Annotated in this window: 15 protein-coding genes and 1 tRNA gene; 5 read left to right on the plus strand and 11 right to left on the minus strand. The window is 60.3% G+C overall.

Going from position 1 to position 16,430, the window contains the following annotated elements; genetic code table 11:
• Nucleotides 1–16: 16 nt before the first annotated feature.
• From ASB58_RS08360 to ASB58_RS08395, 8 genes are all read right to left on the minus strand, one after another.
• Nucleotides 17–940 carry a catechol 2,3-dioxygenase gene (locus tag ASB58_RS08360; protein WP_088277025.1) on the minus strand — a complete coding sequence of 308 codons (924 nt, stop codon included), beginning with the start codon at nucleotides 938–940 and terminating at the stop codon, nucleotides 17–19.
• On the minus strand, nucleotides 940–1,269 hold the full coding sequence (locus ASB58_RS08365) for a 2Fe-2S iron-sulfur cluster-binding protein (protein ID WP_088277023.1): 330 nt from the start codon (nucleotides 1,267–1,269) through the stop codon (nucleotides 940–942). Before ASB58_RS08365 ends, ASB58_RS08360 begins: the two co-directional genes overlap by 1 nt.
• A gap of 99 nt (nucleotides 1,270–1,368) precedes the next feature.
• The gene (locus ASB58_RS08370; RefSeq protein WP_118130079.1) at nucleotides 1,369–2,430 is read right to left on the minus strand and encodes an NADH:ubiquinone reductase (Na(+)-transporting) subunit F; all 1,062 of its coding nucleotides are present in this window, start codon (nucleotides 2,428–2,430) and stop codon (nucleotides 1,369–1,371) included.
• Nucleotides 2,431–2,440: 10 nt separating this feature from the next.
• A complete protein-coding gene (locus ASB58_RS08375) occupies nucleotides 2,441–2,800 on the minus strand; it encodes a phenol hydroxylase subunit P4 (RefSeq protein WP_088277019.1) in 360 nt (119 codons plus the stop codon).
• Between the two features lie 62 nt (nucleotides 2,801–2,862).
• Nucleotides 2,863–4,407: an aromatic/alkene/methane monooxygenase hydroxylase/oxygenase subunit alpha gene (locus ASB58_RS08380; RefSeq protein ID WP_118130080.1), complete on the minus strand. Its 1,545-nt coding sequence runs from the start codon at nucleotides 4,405–4,407 to the stop codon at nucleotides 2,863–2,865.
• 10 nt (nucleotides 4,408–4,417) lie between these two features.
• Nucleotides 4,418–4,690, minus strand: a complete 273-nt coding sequence (locus ASB58_RS08385) for an MmoB/DmpM family protein (protein ID WP_118130081.1) — start codon at nucleotides 4,688–4,690, stop codon at nucleotides 4,418–4,420.
• Nucleotides 4,687–5,688, minus strand: coding sequence for an aromatic/alkene monooxygenase hydroxylase subunit beta (locus ASB58_RS08390; RefSeq protein WP_118130082.1), 1,002 nt, complete (start codon nucleotides 5,686–5,688; stop codon nucleotides 4,687–4,689). The genes ASB58_RS08385 and ASB58_RS08390 overlap by 4 nt, the downstream gene beginning before the upstream one ends.
• A 45-nt stretch (nucleotides 5,689–5,733) precedes the next feature.
• Nucleotides 5,734–5,985, minus strand: a complete 252-nt coding sequence (locus ASB58_RS08395; RefSeq protein ID WP_118130083.1) for a phenol hydroxylase subunit — start codon at nucleotides 5,983–5,985, stop codon at nucleotides 5,734–5,736.
• A 364-nt stretch (nucleotides 5,986–6,349) separates the two neighbouring features.
• Between ASB58_RS08395 and ASB58_RS08400 the strand changes: the two genes are divergently transcribed.
• From ASB58_RS08400 to ASB58_RS08420, 5 genes are all read left to right on the plus strand, one after another.
• On the plus strand, nucleotides 6,350–8,065 hold the full coding sequence (locus ASB58_RS08400) for a sigma-54-dependent Fis family transcriptional regulator (protein WP_118130084.1): 1,716 nt from the start codon (nucleotides 6,350–6,352) through the stop codon (nucleotides 8,063–8,065).
• A gap of 301 nt (nucleotides 8,066–8,366) precedes the next feature.
• Nucleotides 8,367–9,362, plus strand: coding sequence for a WD40/YVTN/BNR-like repeat-containing protein (locus tag ASB58_RS08405; RefSeq protein ID WP_118130085.1), 996 nt, complete (start codon nucleotides 8,367–8,369; stop codon nucleotides 9,360–9,362).
• A 9-nt stretch (nucleotides 9,363–9,371) separates the two neighbouring features.
• Nucleotides 9,372–11,807 carry an efflux RND transporter permease subunit gene (locus ASB58_RS08410; RefSeq protein WP_118130086.1) on the plus strand — a complete coding sequence of 812 codons (2,436 nt, stop codon included), beginning with the start codon at nucleotides 9,372–9,374 and terminating at the stop codon, nucleotides 11,805–11,807.
• Nucleotides 11,808–11,851: 44 nt separating this feature from the next.
• The gene (locus ASB58_RS08415; protein ID WP_118130087.1) at nucleotides 11,852–13,741 is read left to right on the plus strand and encodes a DUF1302 family protein; all 1,890 of its coding nucleotides are present in this window, start codon (nucleotides 11,852–11,854) and stop codon (nucleotides 13,739–13,741) included.
• A 13-nt stretch (nucleotides 13,742–13,754) separates the two neighbouring features.
• Nucleotides 13,755–15,074, plus strand: coding sequence for a DUF1329 domain-containing protein (locus ASB58_RS08420; RefSeq protein ID WP_118130088.1), 1,320 nt, complete (start codon nucleotides 13,755–13,757; stop codon nucleotides 15,072–15,074).
• A 557-nt stretch (nucleotides 15,075–15,631) separates the two neighbouring features.
• On the opposite strand, the gene ASB58_RS08425 is transcribed toward ASB58_RS08420, so the two are convergent.
• From ASB58_RS08425 to ihfA, 3 genes are all read right to left on the minus strand, one after another.
• A tRNA-Pro gene (locus ASB58_RS08425) sits at nucleotides 15,632–15,708 on the minus strand.
• Between the two features lie 77 nt (nucleotides 15,709–15,785).
• Nucleotides 15,786–16,145: a MerR family transcriptional regulator gene (locus tag ASB58_RS08430; protein WP_083727851.1), complete on the minus strand. Its 360-nt coding sequence runs from the start codon at nucleotides 16,143–16,145 to the stop codon at nucleotides 15,786–15,788.
• Nucleotides 16,126–16,428: an integration host factor subunit alpha gene (ihfA, locus tag ASB58_RS08435; protein ID WP_083727852.1), complete on the minus strand. Its 303-nt coding sequence runs from the start codon at nucleotides 16,426–16,428 to the stop codon at nucleotides 16,126–16,128. Before ihfA ends, ASB58_RS08430 begins: the two co-directional genes overlap by 20 nt.
• Nucleotides 16,429–16,430 lie beyond the last annotated feature (2 nt).

The raw sequence follows: 16,430 nt of genomic DNA on the forward strand, positions 1-16,430 counted from the left end.
CTCCCGCCAAAGTGGGTCAGGTCAGTACGGTGAGGAAACGCTCATTGAGCTGACGGTCGTGGTAGAAAATCGCCTTGCCCAGCTGTTCGGCTGCCCAGGTCACCGGTTTGTGGTCCGGATAGTTGTAGTCACCGCCGCAGAACACCTCGTTGCGGTTGCCGGAGGGGTCGAAGAAGTAGATGGTCTTGCCGTGGGTCAGGCCGTGGCGAGTCGGTCCGATGTCGATCGAGGTATCGGTCATGCTGATCAGGTCGGCGGCGCGCAGCACGTCCTCCCAGGTTTCGAGGAAGAACGAGGCGTGATGAAACTTGCCCTTCTCGGGATGCATGATGAAGGCCACGTCATGCGCTTTGGTCGAGATACTGAGGAACTGGGCGATGCGGTCGCCGTTCTCGTCCAGCACCTGCTCGGCCAGGTAAAACCCGAGCACATTGACGAACAGATCGTAGGTGGCCGCCAGCTCATCGCCATACATCAGGCAGTGGTCGAAACGCACCGCGCGCATGCCCTTGAGGTCCATTGGCCAGGCCTCCGGGTTGACCTCGGTGACACCCCACTTGCCGGTATATTCCTTCTCGGCATAGAGCTCAAACGTGTGCCCGCTGGGGGCGACAAAGCGAATGCGGCGGCCACAGCCGCGCAACTCGCCGGCCGGAATGTGCTCGACCGGGCAGCCCCAGGCGAGCAGGTCCTGCTCCAGCTGCACCAGCGTTGCCTCGTCCACCACCTTGAAGCCCATGAAATCCATGCCGGGCTCATCGGACGGATTGAGCACCAGCGAGAACTTGTCGACTTCGGTCCAGGCTTTCAGGTAAATCCGGCCCTGCTCGTCACGGTCGGTTTCGATCAGGCCGACCAGGTCGCGATAGTGTTTCAGGGCGGCTTCGGCATCCAGTACCCGGATCTGCACGTGACCGGGACGCATCACACCTTTTCTCATCACATCACCTCATTGGAATTGTTGTTGGTGCCTGCCAGCTCGGGCGCTGGTCGATATTCAAAGCTCAGGTCACTGCGCGGATAGACCCGACAGGCCAGTACCCGTCCGCAGCGGCGCGATGCCTCGTCTACGTGTTTTTTACTCATGGGCCCGCAGCTGAACTCGCCGCTGACCACCTGGACCTTACACAGGCCGCAGCCACCGCCGCGGCAGCCCACCGGAATGCAGCGCTTGCCGGCCAGCTCCATCGCCTTGAGCAGCGAGTGATCGCTTGCGCAGTTGAAGCGCAGACCTCTGACCAGTTCGGTCATTTCGAATGTGTCAGTCATCGTTGTTATTCTCGACTGCCGTTCGTTTGCTCACGTGAGAGCCCTTTCACCTGTCACTGCGGCAATGCGCAGCCGGGGGCCGGCTTTCACGTCCCGGATTCAGATCCGCTTGAATAGCGCCGAGCGCTGGGTGTCCTCTGCACCGTCGGCGGCGGTGTAGAACCGCTCCATGAAGATGTCGCGCTCAAACAGCCGGCCCTGCATCAGGGCGGTAATAGCCGCATCGATCATCGGCGGCGGGCCGCACAGGTAGGCCTTGTGACCGGCAAAACGGCCGTCAAAGTGCGCCTTGGCAGCGTCGTGCACATAGCCACGGAAGCCCTGCCACTCGCTGTCATCGGCCGCCTGGCTGAGCGCCGGTACGTAGGTGAAATTGGCGTGGCTGGCAGCCAGTTGCTCGAACAGCTCGGCGTTATAGAGTTCGCTGCGGTTGCGCGCGCCCTGAAACAGGGTGATCTGGCGGCTGTCGCCCTGCTCCAGCAAGTCGAGAATCATCGACTGCGGGCTGGACAGCCCCGAGCCGCCGGCAATAAAGATCAGATCGCCCGGCTGCGAGTTGCGCACAAAGAACATGCCGTAGGGTCCGGACAGCGACAGCTGATCACCCACCTTCAGTTGCTGATGGATGTAGCCGGTGGCTGCGCCACCTTCGACCAGCCGCACATGCAGCTCGACCTCATCCGGCCGGCTCGGCGGATTGGCCAGCGAGAACGCACGGCTGCCCTCAATGCCCGGCAGTTCCAGGTTGATGTACTGACCGGCCTGAAACTGCATCGCGCGATCCAGCTTCAGGCGCACGCCCAGAATGGTCGGTGACAGTGGCAGCAGTTCGCTGACCGTGGCTTGGTAGTCCTCTACCGAATAGCCCTCGAAGTCCTCATCCACATCGATGTCGGCCTCGATGGTCACATCGCTCTGCACCGTGGCGCAGCAGGCCAGCACCTTGCCTTCGTCGCGCTCGACATCCATCAGCGCGAACGGTGAGGCCTCGCCGATATCCACGTCGCCCTCCAGCACCTGCACCTTGCAGGTCGCGCAGGTGCCGTGGCCGCAGGCAAACGGCAGCCAGACGCCCTGACGCAGCGCGGCCTGGAGGATGGTCTGGTCTTGCTCGACCTCGATCTGTTCGCCGGTCGGCTCAATCGTGACTGTGTAGCTCATGACCGCCTCCTCAGATTGCGCCGCCGGCGATACCGTCAAGGCCGGGTACGCGCAGGGTCAGCAGCGCTTTGTGCGCCACCCCGTTCTGCGCCAGGCTGAGCGCAGGGTCCGGGCTGAACGGCTGATTGTTGAGCTGCCACTGGGCCTGGCCAAAGTCCAGGCCGGCGGCCTGCGGGTGGGCGGCAATGGCCGGGCGCACAACCTGCTCGCAGAACTCGCCCATGCTCATCTCGGGCGACGCCAGAAAGGCAAACGGCGAACAGAACAACAGATGGTTCGGCCAGTACAGATAGACCAGTTGCATGCCATTGAAGTTGGCCTGCAGGTCACGCGGTTCGGCGCTGTATTGATAAAGGGCTTTAACGCTCATAGAGATCACCTTGTTCTTGTTGTCGCCCCGACCTGTCGGTCGGGGCCGGGTGTTATGAAAGCTCAGGCGGCGTCCCGGGAGTCGTCATCGCCCCCGAGCGGCCGATTGCCCTTGATCGCCTGCCAGCGCTGGTGATCCGGCGAACCCACGTATTCGAAATTGTCCTGGCCAATATTGATGTGGTAGTACTTCGAGACCACGGTCTCGACGTCTGCACCCTCGCAGTTGCCCTGATAGATCTGGTGCACCGGCAACCAGGACTGGATGTACTTCTCGGGCTCGTACTTGAAAATGTCGCAGCAGCCATCCGAGCAGAAGTGATAACGCTCGCCCTCGTGCTCGAGTGTGCGCAGGCTCAGCTGGGTCGGATCTCCGTGCTCGGTGAACAGAGTCGGTACCTGACACACCTGGCACAGTTGCGGCAGGGTGTTGTTGTAGAAACGCTCACCCTTGTCCTGCATCTTCTGCCAGTGCTCGAAACGCGGGCGGTAGTACTTGTCGAAGGTGTCCGGGTACTGCTCGGACAGCCAGTCCATTTCCGCTGCACTGGGCAACCAGGTATGGAAGTTGGTGGCGTGGCTGTACTGATAGAAGGTCGACCACAGCTGATGGCTGATGTGGTTCTTGCCGTCGTTGGCCACGTCCTGATACTTGGGCGGGCGAATGCCGTAACGCTCCAGATCCTTGAACAAGGCGCCGCCGTTCTGCTCGTAATAGACCTCCCACGCATCCTTCCAGGACATCACCTTGTTGGGCAGCATGTAGTCCATCATCATGCTGACCAGGCTGAGCAGGCGGTAACCGCGCCAGAACCACTTGTCGATCCAGTGCTGCACGATCGGCACGTTGTCCTCATGCTGTTCGAGCATGAACTTGATGACCTCAAGGCCCAGGGTCATGTGGCGGGCTTCGTCCGATTGCGCCGAGAAGCCGAAGGTCACGGTGGCCATATCGCCGTTGTAAGCCGCGCCGGACATGAACGGCACGAACAGCAGGTTGGTCAGCACATATTCGAACGAGAACGAAATGGCAGTCAGAAACTCGAACGGGCCAGCCGAGCGAGCGTCGTCAAAGAACGACTTGGGCACCGACAGGAACCAGACCCGGTCGTGCATGTGGGCAAAATCGTGCAGGCCGTTGAAGTGCTTGTTGTAGTGACTCATGGCGTGCAGCTGGGTCTGCACGTGACGCAGCTCGTCAATCGACTGCATCTGGCAGGCTACCCGCGCACCGGCACCGCTGAAATGCCGGCCGACCTTGGCGTAGCCCTGAAACGCGCCGTATTCGAGCGGCGAAACACCGGTCAGAAACAGCTTGAGGGCGTTGACGTAGCGCGCATCGGAAATATTCTGGTGGCCGTTGTTCTGGGCGAAGGCGTCGAAGATGGCGTACAGCTTCTTCTCTTTCTCGGCCTGATACTTCCAGTAGGCATCCATGGTCAGGCGGAAGGGGTCTTCCCACTTGTCCCAGTCGGTGATCTTGATCCCCTCGAAGCGTTCGTAGGGAAAGATGTCTTCCTTCTTCTGGTAGCTCGGTTCCCAGGCCATGTCGCGGGTCAGGTACTGGTACTTGTCTTTGAGGCTGAGCTTCTTGTTCTTGGTAGCCATGAGGGGTCTCCTAGTTTTTCCACTCGAGGATGAAGTGGTCTTCATCCTCATCCACGTTGCCGCCGATGCTGATCACGTCCAGGAGCATTTCCTGCACGTCCCACTCACGACCGATCTTTTCCTCAACCGTGGCGCGATTGATTACCAGGCGCTTTTCAGCCTGGATGCGGATCATGGCCGGGTGGTGCTGCACTTCGGCGTGGGGGTTGTCTTCGGCAATCGCCTCTACCAGGTAGCGAACGTTGTCGTTGTCCTGAAAAACGATGAAGGCGAGCTGGCTCATGCGGCGACCTCCTCGACGACCAGGCCGAGCTTCTTCAGCCGCTGGTCGAATTGGCCAACCACCTCGTCCAGCGCTGCGACACCGACGCTGGCGTTGGCGAGCGGCTGCAGGGCAGCGATGACCCGCGGCTGCCAGTGGGCAATCCAGCGCTGCAACTGCTCGGCATTGGCATCACTTTCCGCGCGCACGGTCTTGAGCATGGCGTCGACCCAGCGGCAGGATTCGGCTTGCCAGTCACGCATGAACTCGGTGAGCATCGAGACATCCTCGGCCCCCTGCTCCGCCAGCCATTGATCGAACTTGTGATACATCAGCGGGTACAGCAGGCCGTCGATCAGCAGGTTCTGCAGTACGGTCAGCTCGAACCAGTCCTTGACCACCAGACTGTCCTCAACCAGCTTGCGCAGCGGCTGCCAGAGCGCGTCTTCCATCCAGTAGGTCTTCGAGCGATCCAGAGCCTCGCCGGTGCTGCCATCGATCAGCAGGGCAATGCGCGACAGGTACTGGCCCATGCCCAGGCGGTCCATGGCCTGATAGATGTGCATCTGGGTGACCGTGCCGGCCACCGCATCGCCAGCGATGCTGCTGTTGTTCATGTTGGCGCCCAGCTCCATATGGCGCAGCGGCACCAGCAGACGCAGCAAGGTTTCCTGCAGCGCCTCCGGCATGCGGGTCAGCAGATTGCGCTTGTCGCAGAAGCTGAAGCTGTGCTCGGCGGCCTCCTGCATCTTGGCGCGGTTCTGCACGTAGGCACCGTAAAAGAACTGGCGCGGATCGCTTACCGCGTACCAGTCGGCCATGCGGATGGCGGTGCGGGTCGGGTCATTCAGACCGTGCTCGGCGTCCCACAGGGGGCGGTAATGGAAGTTGGTGGTCGCCTCGATATCGAAGCTGGCTTCCTGATAGCGCGAGGCAGGCTTGTCGCCAAAGCGACGCTTGATGTTGCTGTAGGTGTGCCGAATCGGCTCCACCGAGTTGGTTTTGATTTCAATGCTCATGACAACCGTACCGTTTTGTTTTTGTAGGGGTGTGTCGGATCGGAATCAGCGCTGGCCTTTCTCGCCGAAGCGCCACTTCACCATGTCCTCGTCAACCTGACGGGCCATGGCCTCATCCATGTGAACAACCTGGTTGTGTTTGCAGAACTGAACGAAAGCGTCTTTCGGAAGCACCAGTTCAACGAACAGATCGGGGTGACCGATGGCGAAGTCGAACTCGACAAAGCGGGCGTCCGGTTCGCTGCGCACCCGAACCCAGCGGGTCATCTGGTCAAAGCTTTGGGCGGTCTGGCTCATAGGACTTCACCGTACTTGTTGTTGTGTGCAGACCTACAGCAACGGCTATGCCAGCCAGCAAGAAAAGGGCGAAATAAGACCCCAACCAATTGATATTTAATATTTTTTATTTTTATCCATTGAGAATTTGCTTCACTGGCAATGGTCAGCCGAGGGAAGAATCGAGGAGGGAATTTGATGATTTGATGAAACAGCGATGCGTATGTCAGCAAATGCTCACCCAACGCAACGCAGCCGTGCCCAATTAATCATTTGGTTGATTTCTAAGCGCAGACAGCGTCAAGATGCCGAGACACTCAGCGCCTCACAGCATATTGTGAGACAGCGCAAACCGCCCAACAAAAACAACAGGGGCTAACGCATCATGGCGATCAGCTACAAGCCGCACCTGCAGTATTCGGACTATCACGATCTGACCGGGCAGATCCGCTTTCAGAGCACTGACGGCAAAATCTGGTTTGCCGAGCAGCGCATGCTGCTGATGCAGGTGTCCGCCATGGCCAGCTTCCGGCGTGAGCTGGTCAACACCCTCGGTATCGAGCGCGCCAAGGGCTTCTTTCTGCGCATGGGCTACCAGTCGGGACTCAAGGATGCCGAGCTCGCACGTAAACTGAGACCAAACAACAACGAACTCGATATCTTCCTCGTCGGTCCGCAGCTGCATTCGCTCAAGGGCATGGTCAAGGTCAAGCCGATCCAGATTGATCTTGACCACCAGACTGGCCACTTCTATGGCGAGCTGGAGTGGGTAGACTCGTTTGAAGTCGAGATTTGCCAGACAGAGCTAGGACTCATGCAGGAACCCGCCTGCTGGTCACTGCTCGGATACGCTTCCGCCTACAGCTCCTCATTCATGCGACGTGAGATCATCTTCCGCGAAGTCAGCTGTCGCGGTTGCGGCGATGAGCGCTGCCTGATCGTCGGCAAGCCGGCGGAGGAATGGGAGGACGCCGAGCAGTTCAAAAGCTACTTCAGGGAAGATCCCATTATCGAGGAGCTGTACGACCTGCAATCGCGGCTGAGTTCGCTGCAAAACGACCTGGATCAGCAGGAAGGCCAGTACTACGGCATTGGCCAGTCGAGCGCCTACAAAAAGGTCTGCAAAACCATCGACAAAGCCGCCAAGGGTAAGGTTTCGGTGCTGCTGCTGGGCGAGACCGGCGTTGGCAAGGAGGTGATTGCACGCAGTGTGCATCAGCGCAGCGAGCGTGCCGACAAGCCGTTCGTGGCCGTCAACTGCGCCGCCATCCCGCCCGATCTGATCGAGGCAGAACTTTTCGGCGTTGAGAAAGGCGCCTATACCGGGGCTCACCAGGCGCGCGCCGGGCGCTTTGAGCGAGCGAGTGGCGGAACCATCTTTCTCGACGAGGTCATCGAGCTACCGCCGCGGGCACAGGCAACCCTGCTACGCGTTCTGCAAGAGGGGGAGTTGGAACGAGTTGGCGATTCAAAAACCCGCAAGATTGATGTGCGGGTGATTGCCGCCACCAACGAAAGCCTGGCCGATGCCGTCGAAAAGGGACGCTTCCGAGCTGACCTGTACTACCGCCTGAATGTGTTCCCGGTTCAGATTCCGCCACTGCGGGAGCGGCAGGAGGACATTCCGCTGCTGGCCGAGCACTTCCTGCGCAAGTCGCACCATGCCTACCAGAAGCGCACCCTGGGGCTGTCGGACAAGGCGCTGGAGCTGTGCCTGAACTACCACTGGCCAGGCAATATCCGCGAACTGGAAAACGTCATCGAACGCGGCGTGATTCTGACCGACAGCAACGAGAGCATCAGCCAGGACGCGCTGTTCGCAGTCAGCCCGGAGATTATCGAGACATCCTGCGATGACCGTCTGAACGATTTCGGCACCATCGTCCATGGCAGCGACGTTGCCACCGGAGGCGACTGGGTATCGCAGATTCTGACCTCCGGCGTCAGCTTGGAAGAGGTCGAAAACAGCCTCATGCGTCGCGCCATGGAGGACGCCGGCCAAAACGTATCCGAGGCCGCCAGGAGGCTGGGGCTGACACGCCCGGCGCTGGCATATCGGCTGAAGAAGTCCGGCATTCTGGAAGAGAGCGAACAGCACTAGCCCGGCAGCGACTACCCGCCCGAATAGCTCCTTGCACCGGGCAAGGAGCGCCCTCTCACCCGTCAGAGCAACCCAGTCCGACCCCGCGCTTTACCAAATCAGCAAGCCCCGCCTGCACTTTTATCAATTGATCAAATTACCCTGCCCGAAACGCAGCTGCATTCCCGCGAAAAACCCACCATCCGACAAAAACTCGTTACCAATCAGCCAGTTGGAATTATGCGAAAGCGCTGGCACAGCGCTTGCTACTGAGCCTCTGTCGCTCCGTGAATAAAAATAAAACCCTGATTGGTGACATACCATGTTTGACATACCAACACCTCTCCGAGGTGCGCCGGGTCGTCGGCATCTGCTTGCCGGACTGGCTTGCTCGATGTTCCTGACCGGCTGCGAGGCGCCGCTGAATCTGGACGCGGTAGAGCGCCAGCACAGCGAAGCCCTGCAACGCACCGACTTCTACCAGGCCATGGCCAGCAATGGTGAAACCACCCTCATCGTGGGTAACGATGGCGTGGTGCTGCGCAGCAGTGATCAGGGCACCAGCTGGCAACGCCAGCCGCTACCAACCAGCATGAGTCTGGTCGATCTGGATGTGTGTCCGGACCGCAGTTTCATCGCCCTGAGTTTCGACAACCAGCTCTGGCACGGCAGCCCGGATGCCAGCCAGTGGCGCAGCCACGCGCTGCCCAGCAGCGAGCAGATGATGGCCACCGCCTGCGCGCCGGACGGCAGCTGGTGGGCGGTCGGCAGTTTCAGCACCCTGCAGCACAGTGCAGACCAGGGCGCCAGCTGGGACGAAGCCAGTCTGGATGAGGACGCCATTCTCACCACCCTGCAGTTCATCGACGCCGAGCACGCCGTGGTAACCGGCGAATACGGGCTGGTCTATCAAAGCCGCGACGCCGGGATCAGCTGGGAGCCGGCCGGCAGCCTGCCTGACGAGTTCTACCCCCACGCCAGCTTCTTCCGCGACCTCGATGAAGGCTGGGTCGGTGGCTTGAACGGTTTTATCTGGCACACCCGCGATGCAGGCGAAACCTGGCGCAAGCAGCCCAGCGGCACCGAAGCGCCGATCTTCGGCTTTGTCAGTGATGGCAACGCGCTCTATGCCCTCGGCGAAAACACCACCGTACTCAGCCTGCACGGCAGCCGCTGGCAGCCGCTGGCCACGCCCAATCAGCCCCTGTATCTGCGTGCCGGTCTGCTCGTGCCCGAGCAGCATCTGCTGGCGGCCGGCGGGCGCGGCACGCTGCTGAATATTCAACTCCCAAAGGCCCTGGCGGCCAGCGCTGACTGAGGAACCGACATGTCTGGATTACATCGTTTTACCCATGTCATGCACGGTCTTGAGGTGTGGATGTTCAACAATCCGCGCAAGGTGCTGGCCGCCATCGCCCTGCTGACCCTGCTGTTTGCGCTGCGCATACCGGGGCTGAAAATCTATACCGACTTTGCCGATCTGCTGCCGCAGGAGCACCCCTATATCGCGCTGCACAACAGCATCAAGGATAGCTTCGGCGGGGCCAACGTGCTGGTCGTGGGCGTCGCCTTCGACAACGGTGACATTTTCTCCAACGCCAACCTGGCTACCATCGACCGGGTCACCCAGGCTGTCGACAACCTGCCCGGCGTCAACCACAACCTGGTGACCAGCGTCACCCACCGCAACTCGCGCAAGATCTGGCTGACCGAGGTCGGCTCGATCAACTCCGAGCCCTACTTTGACGCGCAAAACGGCAACTACAGCGATGAGCAACTGGCGCAGATGCGCGCGGATGTGGCCGCCAACCCGCGCATCTACGGCCCGCTGGTGTCATCCGACTTCAAGATGGCGCTGGTCAAGGCGCAATTGATCGAAGGCCAGCTCGACTACGCCGCCACCTTCGCCCAGTTGCAGGCCCTGCGCGAGGCAGAAAGCGGCAATGGCGTGACCCTGTATGCCACCGGCCAGCCGGTACTGGTGGGCTGGGCCTACACCTACATGGACCAGATTCTGCAGATCTTCATCTTTACCGTGCTGATCATGCTGTCGCTTCTGGTATTCCATTTCCGCAAGACATACGGGGTGCTGATTCCCCTCGGCGGCGTGCTGATCTCGACCATCTGGGGCCTGGGCATCATCAGCCTGCTGGGCTTCAACCTGGATCCGCTGGGGCTGGTTATTCCCTTCCTCATTGCCGCGCGGGCGATGAGCCACGGGGTGCAACTGGTCGAGCGCTACTACGCCGAGGTGCGTGTTCTTGGCAACGGCCCGAAAGCGGCCAGGGCGACCTTTGACAGCCTGTTCCGCCCGGGCTCGCTTGGCGTGGTCTCCGACGCCGTAGGTCTGTCGCTGATCGCCATCGGCTCCATTGCCCTGAATACCAAGCTGGGCGTCTATGCCTCGCTGTGGGCGATGACCGTGATCCTGACCGTGCTGATTGGCGTACCGCTGCTGCTGTCGATCCTGCCGACACCGAAAAACCCCGAGATCAAGGAAACCTTCCTGCGCCATATCGGCGCCACCTGTGCCCGCACCGTCAGCCGTCCGGGCGCAGCGCGGGTCGTGCTTGGCGCTGCCGCGCTGGCCATTGCCCTGGGTCTGGTCGCCGCCTCCCAGGTACGTATCGGCGACTCGGAGCCGGGTTCACCCATCCTCTACCCGGACCACGACTACAACCTGTCGTCCAAGGAAGTGAATGACCGTTTCCCCGGCTCCGAAGAGCTGTACATCATCGCCGAACACGCCGAGAAAGGCGGGCTGAAAAAGCCCGAGGTACTGCGCGCCCTGCAGGACTTGCAGGCGCACATGCTGGCCGATCCGGCGGTCGGTGGCAGCAAGGGTCTGCCGGACCTGATCAAGCAGGTCAACCGGCTGATGCACAACGACGATCCACGCTGGTTCCAGATCCCCCATGAAGCGGACTACGTCGGCGGCCTGATGTTTACCTATATGGCGTCGAGCCCGATTCCCGGGGCGTTGAACGAGTTCAACGATACCGACGATCGCATCGCCAACCTGGTGTTCTACTACAAGGATCGCCAGGGCGAGACCATCCGTCGTGCCATTCACATGGCGCGCGAATGGATCGCCGAACACGACGGCCAGGTTGAAGGCCTGACCATCCGGCTGGCCGGCGGCACCCTCGGCGTTGCCGCGGCCATGAACGAGTCGGCCTTCGAAACCAATCTGGTCGTGCTGCCCCTGGTATTTCTGCTGATCTTCGCCTTCGTGATGCTGTTCTACACCTCCTGGCACGCCGGGCTGATGATGCTGCTGGCGATGACCTTCGCGACCACCCTTACCTACGCCTACATGGGCCTGGCCGGACTCAACATCGACATCAACACCGTGCCGGTCATCGCCGTCGGCATTGGTGTGGGCATCGACTACTCGATCTACATGATGGACCGCATCCGCGAGGAAATGGCCAAGAGCGGCAGGCTGGTCGATGCCGTTCGCCAGGCGATCGCCACCACCGGCATGGCCATCAGTTTCACCGCCGTCACCCTGATGGCCGGCATCGTCATGTGGGTGTTGCTGTCGGACCTGCGCTTCCAGTCCGACGCGGCAATGCTGCTGTGCGTGATGATCGTCATCAACGGCCTGGCCGCCATGCTGCTGGTGCCCTCCTGGGTGCTGGTGATGCGCCCGCGCTTCATCACCGATGTCTACGCCGACGAGGATGGCATCCTGCATGCCGATCGCCCGGCAGCCAGTGCCCCGCAGCCTGTCGGGGCGCTGATAACGGGGCAAGGCTGAGCTCGACTCGTCCTACCCTACCCCACTGAAATGAGGAACTGCCAATGCAAACAAAAATAAAAGGCCTCGGACGCTGGAGCCTCGCTCTGGCGAGTGGCACCGGGCTGTTGCTGAGCCCGCTCAGCGCTGCGATCGCCAGTGAGGAAACCGAGATAACCGGCTTCTACGAGAACGCGACCTACGTGCGTGACTCCGCAGGGCTGTCGAAATTTCGCAACACGGTGCAGATCAACGCCGAGCGCGAGTTCGGCGAACTCGGCATCTTCAGCAACGTTTCCTGGAACGGCGTATTTCGTGGCAGCTACGACGGGGTCTACGACCTCAACAGCAGCGAATACGGCCGCCGCGCCGGCGGCAGCATTCGCCTGGAGAACACCAGCGGCTTAGGCGGCAGCACCAGTGTGCCCCACGGCGGCGGTCTGCAATTGCCCAACACCTTTAATGTGGCCAATCACCCCAACAAAGGCATGATTGTGCTGGGTGAGAACCTGCATAGCACCAGCGGCGGTGTCGCCTTTGGCGTTCCGGTGCGGCCCTGTGATGTCGACAGCCGCGGCTGTATCAACGGCTACCTGGATCAGGACACCAACGACCTGCGCTTCTCCGAGTTCAATGACCGGCTCGACTTTATTCGCGAACTGTACGTCGACTTCGACTACAACTTCGACAACGGCCATATCCTCAGCACCCGCCTGGGCAAACAGCAGGTCATCTGGGGCCGCACCGACCTGTTCCGGGTGCTGGACGTCATCAACCCGGTCGATTTTTCGCGCAACAATATTTACGACGAGCTGGAAGACATCCGCATCCCGATGTGGATCGTCAAATCCGACTACCGCATGGGCGCCGGCGATATCTTCGATGACCTGAACGTCTCCTTCGTCTGGAACTTCGACCGCTTCCGTCCGCACAACATCGGCCAATGCGGTTCGCCCAACGTGATTCTCGACGCGGGTTGCTTCTTCCGCGGCATGAACACACTCTGGGAGCACGGCGGCACCGTCGCCAACTTTGCCAATGGCTCGATTGCGACCGACTTCGGCCCCGGCCAGATCGGTATCCGCGAGGCGCACATGCCCGACTGGAGCCTGTCCAACACCCAGTTCGGCATCAAGCTTGAAGGTGTCTATCGCGACCTTGGCTTCTCGCTCAACGCCCTCACCTATCGCAGCCAGCTGCCCTCGCTGCGCGGCGGTATTCCGGCGCAGAACGGGTTCACCGGTGAGACCGGCATCTGGCCCTACCTGATCGCGTTCGACATCCACTTCCCCCGCGTCAACCTGATCGGCGGCTCGCTGGACTACTACGCCCAGGCGCTGGATACCGTGTTCCGCGTCGAACTCGCCCACACCGAAGGGGAAGAGTTCGCCAACACCATGCAGACCCGTTTGTTCTCGGAGAGCAACGTCACCCGCTATGTGGTCGGTGCCGACAAGAACATCTTCCTGCCGTGGCTCAACAGCCGCCGCGCCTTCCTGTTCTCGGGTCAGATCTTTGGCCAGCACATCCACGAGTACCAGAGTGAGCGTCGGGCCCTGGGCCGAGTCGGCATGCCGGACTGGAAAGCCAACTGGATCGGCACCCTGCTGGTCAAGGGCTGGTGGATGAATGACCGATTGAGCCCGCAACTGCTGGCTGCGCATGACTTCCGCGCCGGCGCCACCACCATCGCACCGAGCATCGAATGGCTGGTCAGCGACAACCTGCGGGTCATCGGGGGCGCCAACCTGAAGGTCGGCAGCGGTGCCAACAAGTTCGATGACTGCCGCACCTGCAACCCCTGGGACCCCTTCACCGCCGCCTATCCGGGCCACCCCGAAGGTTTCAGCCTGGGTCTGACCGGTTATGAGCCGCTGGGTCGCTTCCGCGCCGGCCCGCTGGGCATGGCCAAAAACCAGGACGAACTGCAACTGACCGTCCGCTACAGCTTCTGATTCGGAGAACAGCATGAACAACAACAAGCACACCCGTATCCTGGCCGGCGTACTGACGGCACTGGCGATGGCCTGCACCGCGCAGGCCCAGGCCGATGTCGTCGACAACAGCTTCTATCCCTATCGTGAGTCCGCGCCCAGCGCACCGGGGCTCATCACCGGCATGACCATCAATCAGGCCAACGTTGCCCAGTTCCGGGACATCATCGACCCGGCGTTCTACAACTTCATCGAACAGGGCTGGGTTGAAATCAAGGTCGGCGAGACCACCTCCTTCGACCTTCATCCCAACTACGTGGAAGCCAGCCGGGCGGGTCTCGGCAACGTCAGTCTGGGTGCCAAGCCCGGCGAGCTGAACGGCTGGCAGGCCGGACGGCCGTTCCCGGAAGAGCCGGATGCCAGCGATCCGCGTGCCGGCGAGAAACTCGCCTGGAACTACAAGTACGGCTACAACTGGGGCGACAGCGCCGCCATCTACCCGTTCTACTGGAAGTATCGGGACATGAACACCGACAAGGTTGAGCGCACCATCAAGTTCAACTTTCACTTCCTGAACTTCACCGGCCGGGTCAATCAGGAGCCGCTGCCGGCGATCACGCCCAACCCGTCGGAGCTGTTCCGCGGTATCTACGTGCAAGTGCTCGAGCCACATGATGTGCGCAACACCCAACTGCTCATCCACCGTGCCATGGACGACCTCAAGCGCGACAACTCCTGGCTGTATCTGGGCTTTCAGCGCCGCGTACGCCGCCTGGCCACCGGTCAGGTCACCGACGCCTTCCTTGGTTCAGACTTGATGATCGAAGACTTCGAGGGCTACAACGGCCGTATTTCCGACATGAACTGGGCCTACAAGGGCACCCGTTACATGCTCATGCCTTTCTATAACCACAACGAGCTGCAACTCGATACCGAAACCCATCAGGACAGCGACGGTTATCAGGTCGTGGCGTTCTCCGGCAAGGGCGGTTGCTTCCCGAACATCACCTGGCAGCTGCGCAAGGTCTACGAAGTGGAGGCCACCCCGGTCGACGGCAGCCACCCGCTGTCCCGCCGCGTGCACTTCATGGATGCCCAGACCTTCACCATCCCGCGTACCGTGGCCTATGACCGCAAGGGCAGCATGTGGAAAACCTTCACCATCGGCCAGGCCCACCCGGACCACCACCTGCCTGCCAACCAGGGCAGTGGCGTATCCATTGACGACAGCTTCAGCATGATCGACGTACAGGCCATGCACTGCACCACCGGCCAATTCAAGGGCCAGGTCGACCCCAGCCTGAGCACCCCGGACATGTTCAGCGTTCAGCACATGCGCGCCACCGGGAACTGATCAGCAACACCGGCACTGCTCCGTATTAAGCCCGCGCAACGCGGGCTTTTTTTCGTCTACTCCCAGCGGACATACCAGCTGGCGCTCTCGCCTGCTCCCATGAACTTCCTTCTGAAAGGACATTAGCATGTCAGCTCTACGCCCTCTGACGCGACGCCATGTGCACACCTCTTCTTATAACGGCACAGGCCGCATCAAACTAGGCTCGTTCCGACCATTTGCCAGACCGGGATCTGCAGATTGCAAAAGTCAAAACCGACAAACAAAAAACACAGTAGCCGAGCCCCATGGCACGAGTGCTGTTTGATAGTGACAACGCACTGGCGAATTCTGCCGAGCATTAAAGGTTGCGACTCGATAAAACGGCGCCCCGAATGCAAAACTCAGCCCTCATCGACGTCACAAACAAGTGTGCAGTGGATGGCCAATAGCGAACTGAGAACGCACTCAACGCAAATAAGGCAATGTCGAGAAATTCGGTGAGGCAAAAAGTGGGGCAAAAATGCGAGACAAATAAAAAGGGGTTAGACCGTATCGATCTAACCCCTTGATTTTATTGGTCGGGACGGAGTGATTCGAACACTCGACCCCTTGCACCCCATGCAAGTGCGCTACCAGGCTGCGCTACGCCCCGACGATGCTTCGGTTTGTCTGCCGAAGCGGGTCGCATAATACATTAACTATCTGAAATGAGAAAGTTTTTTTTGGTCATCAGCGAACGCGAAGTACGTTAAGCACTTCTTCCAGCTCGGCAATGGTCTGACGAATCAGTTGCTTGTACTGGGTGAGGTCTTCGCGGGCTTCTTCACCTGACAGGCGCTGACGCGCCCCACCAATGGTGAAGCCCTGATCATACAACAATGCCCGGATCTGGCGGATCATGAGGACATCCTGGCGCTGGTAGTAGCGTCGATTACCACGACGCTTGACCGGCGACAGCTGCGGAAACTCCTGCTCCCAATAACGCAGAACGTGGGGTTTCACTGCACACAGCTCGCTGACTTCACCAATGGTGAAGTAGCGTTTGCCGGGGATAGCCGGCAATTCGTCGTTATGGCTGGGTTCCAGCATAGGCTTCTACTCGTGCCTTCAGTTTTTGTCCTGGGCGAAAGGTCACTACCCGTCGGGCAGTAATGGGTATTTCTTCGCCAGTCTTGGGATTACGTCCGGGGCGCTGACGCTTGTCGCGCAGATCGAAGTTGCCGAAACCCGACAGCTTCACCTGCTCATTAGTCTCGAGTGCGTTGCGAATTTCTTCGAAAAACAACTCGACCAACTCTTTGGCTTCGCGTTTGTTGAACCCTAACTCTTCGTACAGCCGCTCAGCCATTTCCGCTTTTGTCAGAGCCCCCATTA

Origin of the sequence: Pseudomonas abyssi, from assembly GCF_003444685.1 — a bacterium.
Lineage (GTDB): Bacteria > Pseudomonadota > Gammaproteobacteria > Pseudomonadales > Pseudomonadaceae > Halopseudomonas > Halopseudomonas abyssi.